Raw genomic sequence first — 22,478 nt, forward strand, 5'->3', positions numbered from 1 at the left:
AAAGGGCGGTGAGGTCCCCCCAGCTTCACCGCCCGCTTTTTTGGAAGAAGGCGGCAGGTCGCCTTGCACGCGCATGCCGACCGCGCCATGGTGAGAGAAGGCTGGCCCACTTGACCGTAACCGACCAGAATATGCGCCTCTTGATCATCGAAGACGACCGCGAATCGGCCGACTATCTGGCCAAGGCGTTTCGCGAAGTCGGCTATGTCGCCGACCTCGCAGGCGATGGCGACGAAGGGCTGGCGCTGGCAGAGACCGGCGACTACGACGTGCTGGTGGTCGACCGGATGCTGCCCAAGCGCGACGGGCTGTCGCTGATCGGTTCGCTTCGCGACAAGGGCAATCGCACGCCGGTGCTGATCCTCTCCGCGCTCGGACAGGTCGACGACCGCATCAAGGGCCTGCGCGCCGGCGGCGACGATTACCTGCCAAAACCCTATTCGTTCGCCGAATTGCTGGCGCGGGTCGAGGTGCTGTCGCGCCGCCATGGCGGCCCGGCCGAGGAGACCACCTATCGCGTCGGCGACCTCGAGCTCGACCGGCTTTCGCACCGGGTGGCGCGCGGCAAGGACGAATTGACCTTGCAGCCGCGTGAGTTCCGGCTGTTGGAATACCTGATGAAGCATGCCGGCCAGGTGGTGACGCGCACCATGCTCTTGGAAAATGTCTGGGACTACCATTTCGATCCGCAGACCAACGTCATCGACGTGCATATTTCGCGGCTGCGCTCCAAGATCGACAAGGGATTCGAGCGGCCGCTGCTTCATACCATTCGCGGCGCGGGATACATGATCCGTGACGGCATTCGGTAGTGAAGCCGATTTCTGAGGGAGCGTTTCTCTCACGCTAGACTAGGCTGATGCCGATTTCGCCTTCGAACTTCGTTTTGTCGCGCGCCGCTGTGAGCGTTTCCTGCCGCTTGAGCTTGTGAAGGTTTTTCGCATTTTTACGCGCCGCTTTTTCGCAGACTTGACTGGCTTGGCAATGACCAAATCATCCAGGGAAATCGCCAATACCCTCGCAATGGCCGCAAGCGTCTGCACATCGCCTGTCTTTGTTCCGCTCTCGATCTCGGAAACAAAACCCTGAGCGACGCCGATCAATTTCGACAATGCTTCTTGAGTCATGCCGCGGTGCTTGCGCCAGAATGCCAGCGGCGTTTTGGCATTGAGCAACTGGTCCGCTTGTTCATTGGTCAACAGCGCCTCAGTGCCGCTCTCGATATCGGCCAGGATACGGTTGGCGTATACCGCGTCCGCAGTGTCCTCATCGCTCCGACCGGCAGTCAACGCGTAGTATTCGGCGCGCGACAGGATCACAATATCGTCGCCCTGTGGGGTCTTTGTCATGACGGGCATATGCTGCTCTCCTATTCGTAAATTTCGCCGCGCGGACCTACGTCCAGAACGGTAATTGTCGTATCGGTCTCGGTGAACAGTACCCGGAAGCCGGCGATGCGAAGCCGCTTTGCGCTGCTGCCCCTGAGCTGAATGACATTGTTCGCCAGGGCCGCGGGTTCCGCCGCATATTGCTCAATCTTCGCGCGGATCTGCTTCGCGCGATTTCTGTGAGCCTGAAGACTCCGAAGCGCGACTTTGGTGTACAAGACCGCTTTCATTTGGCTCATTATATCTATTAGAGATATCAATGTCCATGAAAAATCTCTCAAAGAGATAGAGGGCTTTTGTTTCGACAACGCCTAACGGCCCGATAACGAGAGGTCGCGCTCCGGTCATCGGGTTCATGGACGCTTTGTCACTTCTGAGGCTCCCGTGACCCGTGATAATGTAAGCAACGGCATTCAAGGATTACTCGCTCCGTGACGGCATTCGGTAAGCTGATCCGAACCACCGCGTTCCGCCTGACGCTGGTCTATCTGTTTTTGTTTGCGTTGTTTGCAGCCTCGCTGCTCGGCTATTTCGCCTGGAACACGCGCCGGCTGATCACCGAGCAGATCGCCACCACGGTGAACGCGGAAACCGGCGAACTCAGCGACATCTTCGGACGCCGCGGCTTGTTCGGCCTGGTCCGCAACATCGAGAACCGGGCGCTGCGGCCCGGCGCCAATCTCTACCTCGTGACCACGCCGACCGGGCAGGCCATTGCCGGCAATGTCGGCTCGCTGGCGCCGGGGGTGATGGCGACCACCGGCTGGTCGGAGACCGCCTACCGCCGGCTCGACGAGCAGGACAATGCCGACCACCGTGCCGTGGTGCGCGTAACCGAACTGCCCGGCGGCTTCCGCCTCCTGATCGGGCGCGATCTGGAGGAGCGGCGGCGGTTGTTCGGAATCGTCGCCAAGGCGGCGCAATGGTCTGTACTGATCGTCGTCGTACTTGGGCTCGGCGGCGGCATTTTCGTCGCGCGGCGGGTGCTGCGCCGGATCGATGCCATGACCGGCACCACCCAGCGCATCATGGCCGGTGATCTCTCCGGGCGGCTGCCGGTCGGGCGCAGCGGCGACGAGCTCGATCGGCTGGCGGAAAATCTCAACGCCATGCTGGAGCGGATCGAAGCCCTGATGATGGGCCTGAAGGAAGTGTCCGACAACATCGCCCACGACCTCAAGACGCCCCTGACGCGACTGCGCAATCGCGCCGAAGAGGCGCTGGCGAAATCCGGCAGCGAGACCGAGTACCGCAATGCCCTGGAACGGACTATCGAGGAATCCGATGGCCTGATCCGGACCTTCAATGCGCTGTTGATGATCGCGCGCGCCGAATCCGGTCAGGCCCGCGGCAACATGGATGACTTCGACGCTGCCGCCGTCGCCAACGGCATTCACGAACTCTATGAGCCGCTGGCGGAAGACGATGGCATGACGCTCCATGTCAAGGCGGCCTCGACGCCGTTGCACGGCAACCGCGAATTGATCAGCCAGGCGCTGGCCAATCTGGTCGAGAATGCCATCAAATACGGCAAGCCCGTGGCCATCGCGCAGCCGCTGAGCGCGGGTGCGAGCCCCGACAGCAGGGAAATCCTGATCGAGGCGCGTCGAGAGGGCGATACCGTGCTGCTCAGCGTCACCGACCATGGGCCGGGGATTCCCGAAGGCGACCGCAAGCACGCGGTGGAGCGATTCGTGCGGCTGGAAGCGAGCCGCACCCAGCCCGGTTCTGGCCTCGGATTGAGTCTGGCCTCGGCGGTGGCCACCCTGCATGGCGGCGAACTCCGCCTCGCCGATGCCCATCCGGGCCTGACCGCGACGCTGGCGATACCGGCCGCCGCCGATGTCGGTGACAGGCTTGCGGCTCAAACGCATGATGTGCCACAGAAGCTGGCATGACCTCATCCGCTGACGACGGCGCGGACCGGCATTGTCTGGCCGCGCGGTTCGTGGACGGCCCCCATGTGTCCGCGCCCGATCAAGCCGAGCAGCGACTGACCGACTGGCTGACCGATCTGGCGCCGGAGCAGTCCGCTGCGCTCGACGATCTCCTCGCCCGCTTTCCCCGCGCCAAGACCATCCTGCTCGGGATCGCGGAAGCCTCGCCCTATCTGTTCGATCTGGTGCGCGCCGACGGCGCCCGCGCGCTGCGCCTGTTGCGCTGCGATCCGGAGGGGCATCTTGCCGGGCTGATCGAAAACACGCGCCGCGACGTATCGGCCGCGGTCGGCGAGGCCGACGCGATGCGGCTGTTGCGGCGGATGAAATCGGAAGCGGCGCTATTGATTGCATGGTGCGATATCGGCGGCGTCTGGCCGGTGATGCGGGTGACCGCGGCGCTGACCGAGCTTGCGGTCACAGCCGTGCAGGCGGCGCTGCGCCATGTGATGCGGCAGGAGGCGGCGCGCGGGCGGCTGCAGCCTGCGAGCCTCGAAGAGCCCGAGCGCAATAGCGGCCTGATCGTGCTCGCCATGGGCAAGATGGGCGCGGACGAGCTGAATTTTTCCAGCGACATCGACCTGATCGTGTTCTTCGATTCCAGGGCGCCGACGCTCGCGAGCGATATCGAGCCGCAGCCGTTTTTCGTGCGCGTCACGCAAGCGCTGGCGCGGCTGTTGCAACAGCGCCGCGGCGAGGGCTACGTGTTCCGGGTCGATCTGCGGCTGCGGCCGGATCCGGCCTCGACGCCGGTGGCGATCTCGACCGAATCCGCCCTGCATTATTACGAGCGGGAAGGGCGGACCTGGGAACGCGCCGCCATGATCAAGGCGCGGCCCTGCGCCGGCGACCTCGTCGCGGGCGAGGCGCTGATGGCGGAGATCGCGCCGTTCGTCTGGCGCAAGCATCTGGATTTCGCGGCGTTGGCCGACGTCCACGACATGAAGCGGCAGATGCAGACCTATCGCGGCCAGAGCGAGATCGCGGTCGAGGGCCACAATGTCAAGGTCGGACGCGGCGGCATCCGCGAGATCGAGTTTTTCGCGCAGACCCAGCAATTGATCGCCGGCGGCCGGCATCCGGAATTGCGGGTGCGGCCGACGCTGCAGGCGCTGGATGTGCTGGCATCGAGTAACTGGATCACCTTCGAGGCGCGCGACCAATTGACCGCGGCCTATCAGTTCCTGCGCCGGGTCGAGCACCGCCTGCAGATGGTGGCGGACGAACAGACCCATTCGCTGCCCGACGAGCCGGAGGCGGTGGAGCGTTTTGCGGGCTTCCTCGGCTATGACAGCCGTGCTTCCTTCGCGCACGATTTGCTGCGCCATCTCAACATCGTGCAGGGCCACTACGAAAAGCTGTTCGAGGGCGATCCGACCGGCACGGCGAAACTGCCGGCGATGGATTACGGCGCCGGTCCCGACGATCCGCGCCTGCTCGAACGCCTCGCCACGCTCGGCTTCAAGAAACCGATCATGGTGGCGGAGACCCTGCAGCAATGGTTGGCCGGCGACTACCGCGTGTTCCGCAGCGAGGCGACGCGAAATGCCTTCGTCGAGTTCGTGCCGGCGCTGATCGACGGCCTGGCGCATGCCGAAGAGCCCGACGGCGCGGTCACAGCCTTCGACCGCTTCCTCGGGGCGTTGCAGCGCGGCGGCCGGCTGATCTCGCTGCTCAGCCAGAACCGCGACCTCGTTGCGCTGGTGGCGCTGATCCTCGGCGCGGCACCCCGGCTCGGCGACATGCTGGCCCGCCAGCCGCAGATCATGGACGGCCTGATCGATCCGCGCTTCTTCGGCGCGATGCCGGACCAGCGCGAACTGTCCGCACGTCTCGCCGCGACGCTTGCCGACGCCAATTCCTACGAGGAGTTCCTCGACCGCCTGCGGCTGTTCGGCCAGGAAAGCCTGTTCCTGATCGGCACGCGCATTCTTTCTGGCACGGTATCTGCGCAGCAGGCCAGTATTGCCTTCGCCGATGTCGCCGAGGGCATCGTTCACACCGTCCATGGTCTCGTCACCGACCAGTTCGCCGCGCAATACGGCCGCATCAAAGGCCAGGAATCCGCGATCATCGCGATGGGCCGGCTCGGCAGCCGCGAGATGACGGCGTCATCCGACCTCGACCTGATCCTGCTCTATGATTTCGATCCCGAGCATCCGGATTCCGATGGGCCGCGCCCGCTGCACGGCGCGCAATATTTCGCGCGCTTCACGCAGCGGCTGATCAGCGCGTTTACGATACGGACCAATTACGGCGTGCTCTACGACATCGACATGCGGCTGCGTCCCTCGGGGCGGGCAGGGCCGCTGGCCTCGCATGTGAACTCGTTTGCCGACTACCAGGAGCGCGAGGCCTGGACCTGGGAACATATGGCGCTGACCCGCGCGCGCGTGATCTCGGCCTCGCCGGAATTTCGCGCTCGAATCGAAACCATCATCCGCGAGGCGCTGACGCGGCGGCGCGAGCCGGCAGGGGTCGCCAAGGACGTGGCCGAGATGCGCCGCGCGATCGCGCTGGAGAAGGGGGACAAGGACGTCTGGGACCTGAAATACGCCGCCGGCGGCATGCTCGATATCGACTTCATCGCCCAGTACCTGCAGCTCGTCCATGCCGCCGACCGGCCCGACATTCTCGACGTCTCCACGCTCGACGTGCTCGACAAGGCGGCCCGCCTCGGCGTGCTGCCGCAGGCTTCCGCCGAGATCCTGCGTGCGGCCGCGCATCTCTATCACGACCTCACGCAGATTCTCCGGCTCTGCGTCAGCGAGCGCTTCAAGCCGGAAAGCGCAGGCGAGGACCTGCAGCGCATCCTGGCGCGCGCCGGCGACGCCCCGGACTTCTCCTCGCTGCAGGCGCGCCTCGAGGAAACCGCAGGCGAGGTGCGGCGCGTATTTCGCGAGATCGTCGAGGGACGGGGTTAGCGCGCGGTGGCGACCTGCACTCCGCCGTCATCGCACGGCTTGACCGGGCGACCCGGTACGCCGCGGCTTTTCGGTTGCATCATACCCCTCAACGTCGTCCCGGCCTCCGAGCCGGGACGACACGGAGGGTAGTTGCGCCTCGGATCAAATTTTCAAACAGCAGCGAAAAGACCCTCGCGATGCTGATTTGCCCGACGACCGGCAGCCCGAGCCGTCTTACCTTTCGATTTTGCCGGCCGCGATCTGCCATTTACGCATCAGTGCATGTCGGTTAGGCTGTGTGCCTCATCGTGAGCCACGCGTCCTTGATGCTTCCGCGGGGCCGAGGGCCGGCCATGCAGCCATTGAATGCAATCTCTTTCGAGACGGTTTTGGGCGAGCGCGTCGAGGACATGCTCAATGCCTGCACGCGATGCGGCAAGTGCGTCGAGGTTTGTCCGAGCGTGAAGCCTGCCGGCATCGCGGATGCGAGCCCTCGGGACATCATCGGTGGCGTGCTCGAGCTCGTGCGAACCGGCGCGGGCCCCGAGGCATCGCGCAAATGGGCGGCGTCCTGCATGCTGAGCGGGGAATGCATCAAGGCGTGCGACTACGGCGTCAATCCGCGCTTCCTGCTGGCAATGGCGCGCCTTGGCATGACGAAGGCCGCGCGCGAGCTGCCGGAACGACGCCGGCAGGGTGTGGAAAAATACCGCGAGATGGGCCGCGACGTGTCGGTGCTCTCGCAGCTGCAGCTCGATGACGAGGTGCTGGAGCGGCTCGGCCAGAAATCGGCGTCGGTGGCAACACCTTCCGAGGTGCCCGACTTCGTGTTCTATACCGGCTGCAATGTGCTGAAGACGCCGCACATCGCGCTGCTTGCTCTCGACATCATGGATGGGCTCGGCATCTCCTATCAGGTGATGGGTGGACCGAGCCATTGCTGCGGCGTCATGCAATTGCGCGCCGGTGACGTCGAGATGTCCGGGCGGATGGGCTCGAGCACGATCGCGAAACTGTCGCAATCAAAATCCGGCGAGGTGATTTCCTGGTGCCCGAGCTGCTTTGTCCAGTTCACCGAAACCACGCTGCCCACGCTCGAACGCCAGCAGGGCGCGCGGCCGTTCGAGATGACGCCGTTCATGGGGTTTCTGGGAGGCCGGCTGGCGCAGTTGAAACCGCTTTTGCAGCGACCGGTTCCGATGCGGGTCGCGCTGCACCGGCATCCCGGCGTCGCCGGCGTCGTGGAGGCCGCCGTCGAACTATTGACGGCCATTCCCGGCCTTGAACTGGTTGACCTCAAGCAGCCCGCCGTCGGCTTGCAAAGCTTCAATATCGCAGCACTTCCCGCGTTCAAGCGCGAATTGCAGTTGAACGAGCTGCAGGCGGCGAGCGACGCCGGCATCGACGCGCTGGTTGCGGTCTATCACTCCGATCATCGCGAGCTTTGTGCGCACGAGCGCGACTGGCCGTTCCGCATCGTCAACATCCTCGAGGTGATCGGCGAGAGCATGGGGCTGTCCCGGCACGATCGTTTCAAGGAGCTCAAGATCATGCAGGACGCCGACCAGATCGTCGCGGAATGCAGCGACCTGATCGCAAGGCATTCGCTCGACCAGGCCATCGCCCGCGACGTCGTCGTCAAGGTGATGCTCGGCGACCAGCCGCTGCCGCTGCGAGGTGGCTCGGCTTAAGCCGCCGCCGAAATCTTCGCTTGCGCCTTTTTCGGGTCGCGCGGCAGCGTCACGCAGACCACGGTGCCCTTGCCGAGCGTGGAGCGCAGCTTCATCGAGCCGCCGTGCAGATTGGTCAGCGAGCGTGCGATAGCCAGCCCCAGCCCTGAGCCGTGATAGGTCTTGGTGAGCTGGCTCTCGACCTGCTCGAAGGGGCGGCCGAGCCGCGCCAGCGATTGCGGTGCGATGCCGATGCCGGTGTCGGCGATCATCAGCCGGATGGAGTCGGGCAGCTCCCGGCTGCGCACCACCACCTTGCCGCCGTCGGGCGTGAATTTGACCGCGTTGGACAACAGGTTGACGAGGATCTGCTTGATGGCGCGGCGGTCGGCCACCACCGGAATGTTGCCGCCGATATTGGCATCCAGCACCAGATTCTTGTCCTCGGCGCGGCCGGACACCACGCGCAGCGATTCCGCCAGCGTCTTCGACAGATCGAGCGGCTCCATGTCGAGCTTCATGCGGCCGGCTTCGATCTTCGACATGTCGAGGATGTCGTTGATGACCTCCAGCAGATAATGGCCGCTGGTCAGGATGTCGTGGCAGTATTCCTGGTATTTTTCCGAGCCGAGCGTGCCGAACATGCCGCTTTCCATGATCTCGGAGAATCCGATGATGGCATTGAGCGGCGTGCGCAGCTCGTGGCTCATATTGGCGAGGAATTTGGACTTGGTCTGGTTGGCTTCCTCGGCGCGGTTCTTCTCCTGCGAATATTTCTCGGCGAGGTCGGCGAGTTCGATGGCCTGGCGCTCGAGCTCGCTTTGCGAGCGCTTCAGGTCGATCACGCTGGCGCGCAGCCGCAAATCGTTGTCGACCAGTTTCTGCTCGTGCTCCTTGATGCGGGTGATGTCGGTGCCGACCGAGACGTAGCCGCCATCCTTGGTGCGGCGCTCGCTGATATGCAGCCATTTGCCGTCGTCGAGCTGCGCCTCGAAGGTGCGGGCGCCCGGCGCCTGGCTGCCGGCCTCATGCAGGCGGGTGCGCACCTCCGGCATGCTGCCGACCTCGATCACGGTTTCGTAGGAGGTGCCCGGTGTCACCGCTGAATCAGGCAGTTTGTGCAGGCGCTGGAAATGCGAGTTGCAGAGCACCAGGCGGTCGCCGGCGTCCCACAGCACGAAGGCTTCCGGAATGGTCTCGATCGCGTCGCGCAGCCGCACATCGGCCTCGACCGTCTTCTCGGCGAGGCTCTTCTGTTCGGTGATGTCGACGGCGATGCCGATCAGGTGCAGGCCGGAATCGGCGGCGCCCTGGCTGAGCTCGCAGCGCACCCGGAGCCAGATCCAGTGGCCGTCGGTATGCTGCATGCGAAAGGTCTGGTCGATGTGGTCGATCTTGCCGGAGATCAGCCGGTCGGCGATCGCGAACAGGTCGATGTCGTCGGATTTCACCAGGGCGTTGACCTCGCCGAAGGTCAGCAAGTCGCTGCGGGTGTCCAGCCCAAGCATGGTGAACATCGATTGCGACCAGAAGATGCGGCCGCGCGACAGGTCCCAGTCCCACAGGCCGCAGCGTCCGCGATTGAGCGCGGTGTCGATGCGGCCGCGCACCGCGTCGTTGATCAGATCGCCCTCGCGGGCACGGGTCGATTGCCAGTGGAACGCAAAGCCCAGGATCAGCACCACGAATCCGGTGGTGGCGGACAGCGTCACCGACAATGCGGCGTCTGAGCGCCACAGCGAGTCGACATTCTCCTGGATGATGATGACCTGGCCCGGCAGCGAGCGGACGATATGGCGGACCGCCAGCGCGCTGGAGCCGTTCGGCAGGGTGATGTCGCTGATGCCGGCCTGCTGTCCCGGCATGGTCAGCGGCAGCGTGGCGCTGATGACGTCGAGAACGCTCGAGGTGTCGCCGAAGCCGGCCTCGACCGGCATGCGGGCGAGCACGCGCTGATCCGCGCCGGTGACGATCACGTGCCGCCCGGCGGCGACCGCCCATGACGGGATCAGGCCGGGCAGCAGCAGTTGCAGGCGCTCGAAGGTGGCGGACCGATCCTGCCGGGTGGAGGCGATGCGGTCGATGCGCTCGGCGAGCAGGTCGCCGATGGCTGCGAGGTCGCGCTTCATCGCGACACGCTTCTGCCGGCTCTGATCGACCACCTGCACGAAGGCGCCAAGGCAAATGGTGATCAGGAAGGCAATGATCAGGGTGGGAACCGCGCGGCGCAGTGCGGGCTCTGCCAACAGCAGCCGGTGATAGGCCGGTTTCGCGATCGACTGCGCCAATCCCTTGATCGAATCGGATTGGACGCACGCGTTCGCCGCATGCGCACGCGCCATGCCGTTGGCCCCCTCGGAAGACTTCTTGCACCCGATCCGGAACGACCCCAGTCCGTGTTCCGAATCACGGCGATTTGAATCCAGTTTTCGCAGGCTGTCGAGAGTCAACGATTCGTTAATTCAAATAAATCTTGTCCAACGGAGAATTCCGACTCCAAACCTCCGCAAAATTACCGACAAAGTGAGTCCAAAAGTAGAACGCGCACGACGACGTTCATCCCACGTCAGGCGTTCGGCGGCTCGGCGTGGCTGATGACGCGCTTGATGGTCGGGAACGCGCGGCGCAGCGCGCGCTCGATCGCATCGACGTTCTCATGCACCTTGATCACGCTCATCGCGGGCGCGGCACGGCAATGGAAGTTGACGATTTCGCCGGCGTCGGTATCGCGCACCCGCACGCTGTGGACGTCGTGGATTGCGGTATCGGCGGCGAAGCTCTTCAGCGCGGCCTCGACGGCCGCGACGCGGTCGGGGGCGGCGTCGGTGCCAAACGGCAATTCCGGCTCCAGCGGTTCGATGTGGGTGTCGACCTCGACGTCCTCGCCGAATTCGTCGCGGATGTTGCGCTCCAGTTCCTGGGCGATGTCGTGGGCCGCGGTCAGCGCCATCTCGCCGTCGACCTCGAGGTCGATGCTGACGGTCAGCCTGCCGCCGAGATCGTGCACGGTGACATGATGGATGGCGAGACCGGAATTGCGCGCGATCACCATGATGCGCTCACGGATGCTCTCATTGTCGCGCGCCACCGGCACCGCGGTAAACGTCAGGTCGGCGTCGTCGAGCGCCTTTGTCACCGCGGCCTGCGCCTTGCGCTTGATCTCCTCGACGCGGTCGATCGGAAAGGTGCGGGGAACCTCGACGATGGCGTCGATGAAGTGCGTCGGGCCGACCATGCGCGCCCGCAACCGTTCGACGCCGACCACGCCGGGCACCGAGCGGATCGCGGCGGCAGCCTTCTCCGCGGCGCCAACGGGTGCGCGGTCGAGCAGGGTTTCCACGGTGGAGCGCGCCATGCGAAGGCCGAGCAGGGCGATCATCAGCGCGACCGCGATGGCGGCCGCGCCATCGCCCCAGCGATAGCCCAGTCCGGAAAGCGCAAGGCCTATGATGACGGCGACCGAGCCCAGCACGTCGGAGGCAAAATGCAGGGCGTCGGCGGCCAGCGCCTGGCTCCTGGTGTCGCGCGCCGCGCGGTGCAGCGCGCGCGCCCGCCAGAAGTTCACAGCGATATCCACCAGCAGCACGATGAACGGGATCGCGGTGATGGTCGGCGGCGGCGCGCCTTCGCTCAGCCGGCTCCAGGATTCGACCAGGATGCCGCCGGCCAGCACATAGAGCATGGCAATGACGCCGAGCGCCGACACGCTCTCGAACTTGCCGTGGCCGTAATGATGTTCCTCGTCGGCCGGGAGGCCGGACACCCGCACCACCATCCAGGTGATGACGGTCGCGACCACGTCGACGGAGGAATGCAGCGCCTCGGAAATCAGCGCGAGCGAGCCGATGGCGATGCCGACCGCGAATTTGGCCGCGGCCATGCCGGCGCTGGCAAAAACCGAGATTGCCGCGACGCGGGATTTCATCGTTTGATCGGAAGGGCGCATGGCGGCGGGGTTTAGCAGCCCGTCATGCAAGATCAAAGCACCGAACAGGATATTAGGAGCTGTTGCGAATTGTTCCGATTAAAGGCTGCGCCTTCACCAGGCTCCTGAGGCCCGCGCGTTTGGTGGCCTCGGCGGCAAACCAGCAGCAACGGAAATGCGGCTAACGCATCGACGGCAGATTGGGCGTTGCGCCGAACAGCGTGGTGAGGGCAAAGCCCGAGTTGGTTAGCTACAGCGTCACCACGATCTTGCCGAGGTGCTTGTTGGCTTCCATGTGCTCGAATGCCTTGCCGATGTCGTCGAAGGCATAGACCTTGTCGATCGGCAATTGCAGCTTTCGCGATTCGACCGCGCCCCAGATATCCCGGCGGACCTCGTCGAAAATCTCGCGGATTTCCTCGATGGTGCGGGTGCGGAAGGTGACGCCGATGTAATGGATGCGGCGGGCGGCGTGCAGATCGAAATTGAATTCGGCGCGGGTGCCGCCGAGCCGGCCGACATTGACGATGCGGCCCTTGATCTTGGTGGCGGCGAGGTTCTGGCTCGCCACCTTGCCCGAGACCTGGTCGACGATCAGGTCGACGCCTTCGCCCGATGTTGCATCCAGCACCTGCTTGACCCAGCCGGGATCGGACGAATCGACCGCGAGATCGGCGCCGAATTCCTTCAGGCGGCCGCGGCGCATCGCATCCGTCGAGGAGCCGATCACGAGCTTGGCGCCCTTGAGCTTTGCGATCTGCATCGCCATCAGGCCGACGCCGGAGCTCGCGCCCTGGATCATGACGGTCTGGCCCGGCTGCAGCGCGCCATTGGTGACGACCGCGTTGTGCATGGTGGCGAGCGCGACGGGCAGCGTCGCGGCTTCCTCGAAATTCATGTTCGAAGGCGCGCGGAACAGCCGGCCGTGATCGGCCAGGGTATATTCGGCGAATGCGGCGCCGCCGGAGCCCATGATCTTGTCGCCGACCTTGACGCCCCTGGCCTCCGGGCCGAGTTCGGCGATCTCGCCCGCCCATTCGATGCCGAGCACGGTACCGACGCCGCCGGCGCTGCCATGGGCATGGCCCTTGGTCATGCCGAGATCGGCGCGGTTGAGCCCGCAGGCGTGCACCTTGACCAGCACTTGCGTGCCCTTGGGTACGGGTTTTGCAACGTCGGTTATTTCAGCGCCGTTGGCGCCGTAAACATAGGCCTTCATGAATTCATTCTCTTTTTTGCTCCCTCTCCCGCTTGCGGGGGAGGGTTGGGGTGGGGGTGGCGCAGCGAGTCAGACTGTTCGTGTGGAGAGAGTTTCCCCCACCCGGCGCGGAGCCTGTCATCGGGCGCGCATTCGCGCGACCCGTTGGCGTCGACCCCCCGCAAGCGGGAGAGGTAAAGCCAAGCCGTCTATTCCGCGGCTTGGCGGCGCGCACCGGTCCTCATGCCTTCCAGCCGGCTGCGAATGATGGTTTCGGCATCATGCATGATGCGCGACACCAGTTCCGCGCAGGAGGGGATATCGTGGATCAATCCCTGCACTTGCCCCGCCGACCAGATGCCCTCATCGGCGTCGCCTGACGCATAGACCATCTTGCCGCGCGCGCCGGCGACGAGGTCGCGGACCTGTTCGAAGGTGGCACCCTCCTTCTCCATGGCGACGACTTTCGTGCTCACCGCGTTTTTGGCGACGCGCGAGGTGTTGCGCATGGTGCGGAAGATCAATTCGGTCTCGCGCTCGTCATTGGCGACGATCTTCTCCTTGATCAGCTGGTGGATCGGGCTCTCCCTGGTGCACATGAAGCGGGTGCCCATGTTGATGCCCTCGGCGCCGAGCGCGAGCGCAGCCACCAGGCCGCGGCCGTCGCCAAAGCCGCCGGAAGCGATCAGCGGAATCTTGACCTTGTCGGCGGCGACCGGAATCAGGATCAGGCCCGGCGTGTCGTCCTCGCCGGGATGGCCGGCGCATTCAAACCCGTCGATCGAGATCGCGTCGACCCCCATGCGCTCCGCCGACAGCGCATGGCGGACGCTGGTGCATTTGTGCACGACCACGATGCCGTGCTTCTTGAACTCGGTGACGTGTTCCTGCGGCTTGTTGCCGGCGGTCTCGACGATCTTGATGCCGCTTTCGATGATGGCCTGGCGGTATTCCGCATAGGGCGGCGGCTTGATGGAAGGCAGGATGGTCAGGTTGACGCCGAACGGCTTGTCGGTGAGGGAGCGACACCGCGCGATCTCCCTGGTGAGATCCTCCGGCGTCGGCTGCGTCAGCGCGGTGATGAAACCGAGCGCGCCGGCGTTCGCAACGGCGGCGACCAGTTCGGCCCGGCCGACCCATTGCATGCCGCCCTGCACGATCGGATGTTCGACGCCGACCAGTTCGGTAAATCGCGTTTTGATCATCTTGAACCCTGATTGTTTCCCCGGCGCGGGCAAACCCGCGCACGTTCTGATTTCTTCGAATTTTCAGGGGCAGGATGCCGTCACGGCCGGCAAATGTCCATGGCCGCGCGGGCGAGGGACCTTCGCGCCCGTTTCGGGTGACGGAATTTCAGCCCGCTTGCGTTTCGCCCGGAGTGGTGGCGAACGACTGGAGCGAACAGTCAGGCCGCGGAGACCGAGGGCGCAGCCGCGTTGGCGGCGTCGTCGAACGCGGTCGAGATGTCGCGAATGCTGATGACGCCGATCAGGCTGAAATTGTCGATCACGGGCAAATGGCGGATGTGGTTCCGGTTCATCAGGTGGCGCGCATGTTCGAGCGTATCGGTCGAGCTGCAGGACACCAGCTGCTGCACCGAGATCAGCTGCGACACCTTCAGATTGACGCCGGCGGCGCCGTGCTCGGCGATGGCGCGCACCACATCGCGTTCGGTGAACATGCCGACCGCCGTATTGCCTTCGGTGCGGACCACGTCCTTGACCACCAGCGCGCTGATATTGCTGGCGCGCATCAATTGCGCGGCAATGCCGACGGTTTCGTTCATTCGCACCGTCGCAACGCGGGCCGTTTTATTGCGCAGGATGTCTCCGACTTGCATCGCAACCTCCTTGATGTGAACCGCAGGGCGCTTCAGTCGAAAGTTACTCTGGTATACATTATGCCAATTGTCAATTTGGGATCAAGTATCATCCGCTACCAAATGCAAAAAAACCAGCAGCGCTACTGACGTTGCAGCGAATCCAGAACTCCCCCGGGCGGCGCAGGTTTCATTTGGCGCGAGCCGGCATGGGGCTTGCACTTTACAGCAAAGCAGGGCGCAGCTGGATGCGCGGCTTGCCGCCGCCCTTATTCAGCCGGGTGTACCTGTCCGACCGCGCCCTTGTTGCCTTCCGAGGCGCTGATCGAGAGCCGCCACGGCCGCACCACGAACAGCGCCAACGCCACCACGATGAAGTTCATGATCGCGGCCACCGCGAACACCGCGTGCCAGTCGCCGGTGTAGTTCTTCAGGAGGTTCGCCAGCGGCACGACGAAGGCCGACAATCCCTTGGCGGTATAGAGCAGGCTGGTGTTGGTGGTGGCGTATTTCGGGCCGAACATGTCGGTGCAGGTCGAGGGAAACAGGCTGAAGATCTCTCCCCAGGTGAAGAAGATCAACGCCGCGCAGATCACGAAGGTCCATGGCGTGGTGCCGGCGGTTCCCAACAGCCAGTAGGCGAGGCCGCCGGCGGTAAACGCGATCGCCATGGTGTATTCGCGCCCGATCTGGTCGGACACCCAGCCGAAGAAGGGCCGCGCGCCGCCATTGGCGACATTGTCGATCACGCCGGATACGATCAGGGTGGTGAAGCCGAACAGGATCACGGTCGACCCGACGCCGTAGTCCTTGGCGATCAGCGCGATCTGCGCCGTCACCATCAGGCCGCTGGCCGACACCAGCACGAACATCACATAGAGCAGCCAGAACACCGGCGAAGCCAGCATCTGGGCCGGCGTGCTCGAATTCTTCGACTGCAATACCTTGACGGCGGATCCGGACGGAATCTCGCCCGGCAGCGGCGGGCGCAGCAGCCACGCCAGCACGAAGATGATGATGCCCTGACCCAACGCGAACCAGAAGAAGGTGTCGGAATATCCGATCGAGGCAATCATCTTTTGAATCGGAATCACGGTGACCGCCGCGCCGGCGCCAAAGCCGGCCGCCGTCAGGCCGACGGCGAGCCCGCGGCGATCGGGAAACCATTTCACGGCATTGCCGACGCAGGTCGCATAAATGCCGCCGGCGCCGATGCCGGATATCACGGCGCCGAAATAGAGCATTTCGAGCGATCCGGCCTTGGCGTTGATGAGCCAGCCGAGCGCGACAAAAACGCCGCCGGCCGCGACCATCAACCTCGGACCGCGCGGACCGAGCGTGTCGACGATCCATCCTTCAAGCGGGGTGAGCCAGGTTTCCAATGCGACGAAAATGGAGAACGCCACCTGGATGCCCGCGACATCCCAGCTATTCGCTTTCGCCATCGGGGCGACGAAGTAGGTCCAGCCATATTGCAGGTTGGCGATCATCGCCATGCAGATGACGCCGACGATGAGTTGCGTCCAGCGGTAGCCGTTTGACGGTGCCTGACCTGGCGCGGTGGCTGCGTTGGCGACCATTGTATCCTCCCAGTGCGCGCTCTTGAGAACTGGCCCGTTAGGCCGCTCCGGCGCTGCACGTTGGAAATTCTGGTATATTATATTCCAATGCGCAAGGCCGAATTTGCCGCAGGAGTTGTCGGCGGTTTGTTGTGCGTTGCAACGCGTGCAGTCTCGGCCGATCGCATCTTGGGATCGCGCCGCGCCGAAGGGCAAGTTCGTTTTGGCGCGCCCGGCGTGTGCAATTTGTCGCAGGCAACCTGATGCCGGCAAAACCGGAAGCCGCCGGCAACCGGGCGCCGCTCCAAGCGGTCTCGACGCTACCGTCGCTTACTCGGCAGCGACCTTGCGCGGCGGATCGAGCGCGCCGGAATCGTGGATTTCGGCGACCTGATGGTCGGTGAAGCCGAGCACCTGGCGGAGGATTTCGTCGGTATGTTCGCCGAGCAGCGGCGAGCGCACCACATCCGACGGGCTGTCCGACAGTTTGATCGGATTGCCGACCGACAGATACTTGCCTCGCTCGGGATGATCGACCTCGACCACGGTGCCGGTGGCGCGCAGCGACGGGTCCTCGGCGAGTTCCTTCATTGACAGGATCGGGCCGCAGGGGATGTCGTCCTTGTTGAGGATCTCCATCGCCTCGAATTTGGTCTTGGTCATCGTCCACTGCTCGATGCGGGCGAAGATTTCGTTGAGCCGCGACAGCCGGGCCGGGGGCTTGGCGTAATCGGGATGGGTCTTCCAGCCGGGCTCGCCGATGATGTCGCAGATCTTCTCCCAGACCGGCGCCTGGGTGATGAAGTAGATGTAGGCGTTGGGATCGTTCTCCCAGCCCTTGCATTTGAGAATGCGGCCGGGCTGGCCGCCGCCGGAATCGTTGCCGGCGCGCGGCACCGCATCGCCGAACGGAATGCCCTCGCCGAACTGGCTGTACTCCTTGAGCGGGCCATGGGCGAGCCGCTGCTGGTCGCGTAGTTTCACGCGCGCCAGATTCAAGACGCCGTCCTGCATCGCGGCGGTGACGCGTTGCCCCTTGCCGGTGACGGTGCGCTGATAGAGCGCGGTGACGATGCCGAGCGCCAGATGCAGCCCGGTGCCGCTGTCGCCGATCTGCGCGCCGGTGACCAGCGGCAGGCCGTCGCGGAAGCCGGTGGTCGAGGCCGCCCCTCCGGTGCATTGCGCGACGTTCTCATAGACCTTGCAGTCTTCGTAAGGACCGGGCCCAAAGCCCTTGATCGAGGCCACGATCATCTTCGGGTTGATGCTCTGGATCTTCTCCCAGGGAAAGCCCATGCGATCGAGCACGCCGGGCCCGAAATTCTCCACCAGCACGTCGCAGCTCTTGATCAGCGCGGTCAGGACTTCCTTGCCCTTCGGGTTCTTGGTGTCGAGCGTGATCGAACGCTTGTTGTGGTTGAGCATGGTGAAATACAGGCTGTCGACATTCGGGATGTCCTGCAATTGACCGCGCGTGATGTCGCCGACGCCGGGGCGCTCGACCTTGATCACGTCGGCGCCGAACCAGGCCAGCAATTGCGTGCAGGTCGGTCCCGACTGGACGTGGGTGAAATCGAGGATTCGAACACCCGTCAGCGCCTTGGTCATCGGTACTCTCCTTGGAATAGTGTTATCGTCATTCCCGCGAGCCCGTTCGTGCGGGAAATAACGCTCGTTGGACTGTCAGCTCACTTCTTTTTCAGCACGCTTTGCGGATTGAGGTTGCCGATACGGCCGCTCTCGGAGCCGGCGGCCGGATCGATCACCGCGTTGATGAGGGTCGGCTTGCCGGAGTCCATCGCCGCGTTGACGGCGCGCTTCAATTCGTCCGGCGACGTCGCATTCACGCCTGTGCCGCCGAAGGCTTCCATCATCTTGTCGTAGCGCGAGCCCTTCACGAACACCGTCGTTGCGGGATCGCTGCCCGCCGAATTGACGTCGGTGCCGCGATAGATGCCGTTGTTGTTGAAGATGACGACGCAGACCGGCAAATTGTAGCGGCAGATGGTCTCGACCTCCATCCCGGAAAATCCAAACGCGCTGTCGCCCTCGACGCAGAGCACCGGCTTGCCGGTTTCGACGGCAGCGGCGATGGCCGAGCCCATGCCGATGCCCATCACACCCCAGGTGCCGACGTCGAGCCGCTTGCGCGGCTGGTACATGTCGATGACGCCGCGCGCGAGGTCGAGCGTGTTGGCGCCCTCGTTGACCAGGATGGCGTCGGGCCGTTCCTTGATGATGGTGCGCAGCACGCCGAGCGCGCCGTGATAGTCCATCGGCGAGTTGTTGTTCATCAGCCGCGGCGCCATCTTGGCGACGTTCTCTTCGCGCTTGGCCTTGACCGAATTGAGCCAGTCGGCGGGCGCCGCCGGCCAGCTGCCGCCCATGCCGTCCAGCAGCGCGGCAACGCAGGAGCCGATGTCGCCGACCACGGGCGCCACGATCTCGACATTGGAGTCCATTTCCTTGGGCTCGATGTCGATCTGGATGAATTTCTTGGGCGCTTCGCCCCAGGTCTTGCCCTTGCCGTGCGACAACAGCCAGTTCAGCCGTGCGCCGATCAGCATCACGACGTCGGCGTCTTTCAGCACGGTCGAACGCGCCGCGCCCGCGCATTGCGGATGCAGGTCCGGCAGCAATCCCTTGGCCATGCTCATGGGCAGGAACGGCGCGCCGCTCTTCTCGACGAAATTCTTGATCGCCTCATCGGCCTGCGCGTAGGCGGCGCCCTTGCCGAGGATGATCAGCGGGCGTTTCGCGCTTTTCAGCACATCGAGCGCCCGCTTGATTGCCGATGGGGCCGGGATCTGCGCCGGCGCGGGATCGATCACCTTGACCAGCGATTTTGCGCCTGCGTCGGCATTCATGACCTGACCGAAAAGCTTTGCCGGCAGGTCGAGATAGACGCCGCCCGGACGGCCGGAGACGGCGGCGCGGATGGCGCGCGCGAAGCCGATGCCGATATCGGCCGCATGCAGCACACGGAACGCCGCCTTGCACAACGGCTTTGCGACCGCGAGCTGGTCCATCTCCTCATAGTCGCCCTGCTGCAGGTCGACGATCTCGCGCTCGGAGGAGCCGGAGACCAGGATCATCGGGAAGCAGTTGGTGGTGGCATGCGCCAGCGCGGTCAGGCCGTTAAGGAAGCCGGGGGCCGAGACGGTGAGGCAGATTCCGGGTTTCTTGGTCAAGAAACCGGCGATGGCGGCCGCGTAGCCCGCGTTCTGCTCATGGCGGAACGACAGCACGCGGATGCCTTCGGCCTGCATCATGCGGCCGAGATCGGTGATCGGGATGCCCGGCACGCCGTAGATGGTATGGATGCCGTTGAGCTTCAGCGCATCGATGACGAGATGAAAGCCATCCGTCAGCTCCTGCTGGGTGTCCGTCGCCTCGGTCTTGGTCGCGGTGTTCAGCATCGGCTGGCCTCCCTGATTTTTCTTGACGAGACGCGTTCGTCGTCTTCTTCAAATCGTCGCCCGGTTTGAAGGGCTGTTATTGGCTAAAACAGTTCCTGCCCGTGGGCTTCCACATAGGCGGCAAGGCCGAGCGTGTGGTCGCGCGCGCGCTTCTCCGCAAGCTCGGTGTCGCGCGCTTCCAGCGCCTCGATGATCGCCATGTGCTCGGGCAGCGAGGTCGCGGTGCGATCCTTGCGTCCGATCGTCAACTGGCGATAGCCGCGCACATGCAGCAGGATGTCGTTGGTCATGTCGACCAGCACCTGCGACTCCGAAAGCGAGATCAGGGCCTGGTGGAAGGCGATGTTGGCCTTGGAATATTCCTCGACATGGTCCTGCGGCAGGCGATCGCGGCCAAAATCCCTGAAGAAGTCGCGCAGCGCCGAAATGTCCTTCTTGCGCGCGGTGGTCGTGATCAGCCGCGCCGCCATGCTTTCCAGCGCGGCCCAGGCCCGGATCATGTCGACGATCTCGGCCTTGGTGCGGCGGACCACGACGATGCCGCGGCGCGGCACGGTCTTCACAAAGCCGTCCTGTTCCAGCATCGCGATGGCTTCGCGGATAGGGGTGCGGCTGACGCCGAGGCGCTCGGACAGAGCGCGCTCGTCGAGCATCACCGGTTCCGGCGTCGCATAGATGTCCATCTTGAGAATGGCTTCCTTCAAGGCCTCATAGGCCTTGTTCTTGAAGCTCGTCTCCGGGGCAATCCGGACGATTGCAATCTCGGCCTCGGCCATGGTGGACTGCGCCTTGGGTTGTTTCCGCGGGGGCACGACAGGTCTCCTCCGTGGGAGCCGTCTTCAACAGAAAAATATTCCGCTTAATTTTTGGCATGCCAAATGCCAGAATGTCAAGTTACCCATGTTTTCAGTACTTCGGCCCTTGTCATACCTTGACAACTTTGCTCCTGGCATACCAAATGCCATAACGAGCCATCAGCGGCCGCAAACGAAGTTGCGGCGGACGCGGACCCGCGTCTGCCACACCCGGGAACACTCACCACGCAAGCGATCGCGGCGCGATGCCGCGGGCGGCGCCACGAATTAAAAACAGACGCCAAGGAGGAAGCCAATGTCGAATTCCAAAGATGCGGTCCGCAAGATTTTAGAATCCGTCAAAGCGGACAAGCGCACGAGCCTGACGGCGCCGGAAGGCAAGCTGGTCTGTGACGCCTATAGTATTCCGGTGCCGAAAGAGGGCGTGGCGAAATCGGCCACTGAAGCTGCGAAGATCGCGACCGACATGGGTTTTCCGGTGGTGATGAAGATCGTCTCGCCCGACATCCTGCACAAGACCGAGGCCGGCGGCGTGGTGGTGGGCGTGAAGAATGCGGCCGAGGCCGAGAAGAATTACGACACCATCCTGGCCAATGCCAAGAAATACAAAGCCGACGCCAAGATCGAAGGCATCCAGGTGCAGCAGATGCTGATCGGCGGCCAGGAGGTCATCGTCGGCGCGGTCACCGACGGCTCGTTCGGCAAGCTGGTGGCGTTCGGCCTCGGCGGCGTGCTGGTCGAGGTGTTGAAGGATATCACCTTCCGCCTCGCGCCGGCGACGAAGGAGGACGCACTCTCGATGCTCGACGGCATCCAGGCCGCCGAGATGCTGAAAGGTGTGCGCGGCTCCGATCCGGCCAACCGCGATGCGATCGCCGCCATCATCGTCAACGTCTCCAAACTGATCACGGATTTTCCTGAGATCGCCGAGATGGACTTGAACCCGGTGTTCGCGACCAAGGATGCGGCTGTCGCCGCCGACGTCCGAATCGTCGTGGATTTCGAACCAAAGCCGCCGCGGCCGCGTCCGAACCATGACGACATCGTGCGCCAGATGAACCGGATCATGAAGCCGAAGGCCGTGGCGGTGATCGGCGCTTCCGCCGAGACCGGCAAGATCGGCAACTCCGTGATGAAGAACCTGATCAATGGCGGCTACAAGGGCGAGATCTATCCGATCCACCCCAAGGCCGACGAGATCATGGGCAAGAAGGTCTTCAAGTCGGTCAAGGACATTCCCGGCGAGGTCGATATCGCGGTATTTGCGATCCCCGCAAGCCTCGTTGCCGGCGCGCTGATCGAATGCGGCGAGAAGAAAGTGGTCGGCGCGATCCTGATTCCCTCGGGCTATGCCGAAACCGGCAATGTGAAGGGGCAGGAGGAAATCCAGGCGATCGGCCAGAAATACGGCATCCGCCTGATGGGACCGAACATCTACGGCTTCTACTACACCCCCGCCAATCTGTGCGCGACCTTCTGTACCGCCTATGACGTCAAGGGCGGCGCCGCGCTGTCGTCGCAGTCCGGCGGCATCGGCATGGCGATCATCGGGTTTTCGCGCTCGGCGAAAATGGGCGTCTCGGCGATCGTCGGCCTCGGCAACAAGTCCGACATCGACGAGGACGATCTCTTGACGTTCTTCGAGCAGGACGACAACACCAAGATCATCGCGCAGCATTGTGAAGATTTGAAAGACGGCCGCGCCTTTGCCGAGGTCGCCAAGCGCGTCTCGAAGAAGAAGCCGATCGTGGTTCTGAAGGCCGGCCGCACCTCGGCGGGCGCCAAGGCCGCGAGTTCGCATACCGGCGCGCTCGCCGGCAACGACAAGATCTATGAGGACGT

At 64.0% G+C, this 22,478-nt stretch carries 16 protein-coding genes; 5 read left to right on the top strand and 11 right to left on the bottom strand.

Annotated elements, in window-relative coordinates; genetic code table 11:
• Window positions 1–131: 131 nt before the first annotated feature.
• Window positions 132–812: a response regulator transcription factor gene (locus tag VK804_RS03010; RefSeq protein WP_325367710.1), complete on the top strand. Its 681-nt coding sequence runs from the start codon at window positions 132–134 to the stop codon at window positions 810–812.
• 39 nt (window positions 813–851) lie between these two features.
• Here VK804_RS03010 and VK804_RS03015 read toward each other — a convergent pair whose 3' ends face one another.
• Together VK804_RS03015 and VK804_RS03020 are read right to left on the bottom strand one after the other, a co-directional pair.
• Entirely contained in the window at window positions 852–1,358 is a 507-nt protein-coding gene (locus VK804_RS03015; protein ID WP_325367679.1) for a helix-turn-helix transcriptional regulator, read from the bottom strand.
• Between the two features lie 11 nt (window positions 1,359–1,369).
• Entirely contained in the window at window positions 1,370–1,606 is a 237-nt protein-coding gene (locus VK804_RS03020) for a type II toxin-antitoxin system RelE/ParE family toxin (RefSeq protein ID WP_325367681.1), read from the bottom strand.
• Window positions 1,607–1,819: 213 nt separating this feature from the next.
• Between VK804_RS03020 and VK804_RS03025 the strand changes: the two genes are divergently transcribed.
• The 3 genes from VK804_RS03025 to VK804_RS03035 all read left to right on the top strand — a co-directional run bounded on the left by VK804_RS03025 (window position 1,820) and on the right by VK804_RS03035 (window position 7,922).
• Entirely contained in the window at window positions 1,820–3,286 is a 1,467-nt protein-coding gene (locus VK804_RS03025; RefSeq protein ID WP_325367683.1) for a sensor histidine kinase, read from the top strand.
• Window positions 3,283–6,249 (top strand): bifunctional [glutamine synthetase] adenylyltransferase/[glutamine synthetase]-adenylyl-L-tyrosine phosphorylase, encoded by a 2,967-nt coding sequence (locus VK804_RS03030; RefSeq protein ID WP_325367685.1) that lies wholly within the window; start codon window positions 3,283–3,285, stop codon window positions 6,247–6,249. Before VK804_RS03025 ends, VK804_RS03030 begins: the two co-directional genes overlap by 4 nt.
• Window positions 6,250–6,584: 335 nt before the next feature.
• The gene (locus tag VK804_RS03035; protein WP_325367687.1) at window positions 6,585–7,922 is read left to right on the top strand and encodes a (Fe-S)-binding protein; all 1,338 of its coding nucleotides are present in this window, start codon (window positions 6,585–6,587) and stop codon (window positions 7,920–7,922) included.
• Here VK804_RS03035 and VK804_RS03040 read toward each other — a convergent pair.
• The 9 genes from VK804_RS03040 to VK804_RS03080 form a co-directional block, all read right to left on the bottom strand.
• The gene (locus tag VK804_RS03040; protein ID WP_325367689.1) at window positions 7,919–10,243 is read right to left on the bottom strand and encodes a PAS domain-containing sensor histidine kinase; all 2,325 of its coding nucleotides are present in this window, start codon (window positions 10,241–10,243) and stop codon (window positions 7,919–7,921) included. The genes VK804_RS03035 and VK804_RS03040 overlap by 4 nt on opposite strands.
• Before the next feature lie 224 nt (window positions 10,244–10,467).
• Window positions 10,468–11,826: a cation diffusion facilitator family transporter gene (locus VK804_RS03045; protein WP_325367691.1), complete on the bottom strand. Its 1,359-nt coding sequence runs from the start codon at window positions 11,824–11,826 to the stop codon at window positions 10,468–10,470.
• A gap of 250 nt (window positions 11,827–12,076) precedes the next feature.
• A complete protein-coding gene (locus tag VK804_RS03050) occupies window positions 12,077–13,045 on the bottom strand; it encodes a zinc-binding dehydrogenase (RefSeq protein WP_325367693.1) in 969 nt (322 codons plus the stop codon).
• Window positions 13,046–13,233: 188 nt separating this feature from the next.
• Window positions 13,234–14,229, bottom strand: coding sequence for a nitronate monooxygenase family protein (locus VK804_RS03055; protein WP_325367696.1), 996 nt, complete (start codon window positions 14,227–14,229; stop codon window positions 13,234–13,236).
• Window positions 14,230–14,429: 200 nt separating this feature from the next.
• Complete coding sequence (locus VK804_RS03060; protein WP_325367698.1) at window positions 14,430–14,864, bottom strand: CBS domain-containing protein; 435 nt, start codon at window positions 14,862–14,864, stop codon at window positions 14,430–14,432.
• A 248-nt stretch (window positions 14,865–15,112) separates the two neighbouring features.
• Window positions 15,113–16,423 (bottom strand): oxalate/formate MFS antiporter, encoded by a 1,311-nt coding sequence (gene oxlT / locus VK804_RS03065; protein ID WP_325367700.1) that lies wholly within the window; start codon window positions 16,421–16,423, stop codon window positions 15,113–15,115.
• Window positions 16,424–16,732: 309 nt separating this feature from the next.
• Window positions 16,733–18,010, bottom strand: coding sequence for a formyl-CoA transferase (gene frc / locus VK804_RS03070; RefSeq protein ID WP_325367702.1), 1,278 nt, complete (start codon window positions 18,008–18,010; stop codon window positions 16,733–16,735).
• Window positions 18,011–18,090: 80 nt separating this feature from the next.
• Window positions 18,091–19,821, bottom strand: a complete 1,731-nt coding sequence (gene oxc / locus VK804_RS03075; protein ID WP_325367704.1) for an oxalyl-CoA decarboxylase — start codon at window positions 19,819–19,821, stop codon at window positions 18,091–18,093.
• 83 nt (window positions 19,822–19,904) lie between these two features.
• Complete coding sequence (locus VK804_RS03080) at window positions 19,905–20,597, bottom strand: GntR family transcriptional regulator (protein ID WP_325367712.1); 693 nt, start codon at window positions 20,595–20,597, stop codon at window positions 19,905–19,907.
• A gap of 334 nt (window positions 20,598–20,931) precedes the next feature.
• Here VK804_RS03080 and VK804_RS03085 point away from each other — a divergent pair.
• Window positions 20,932–22,478: acetate--CoA ligase family protein (locus tag VK804_RS03085; RefSeq protein WP_325367706.1), on the top strand; the 1,547-nt coding region annotated here is incomplete at its 3' end.

The organism is Bradyrhizobium sp., from assembly GCF_035484855.1.
In the GTDB taxonomy this organism is placed as follows: domain Bacteria; phylum Pseudomonadota; class Alphaproteobacteria; order Rhizobiales; family Xanthobacteraceae; genus Bradyrhizobium.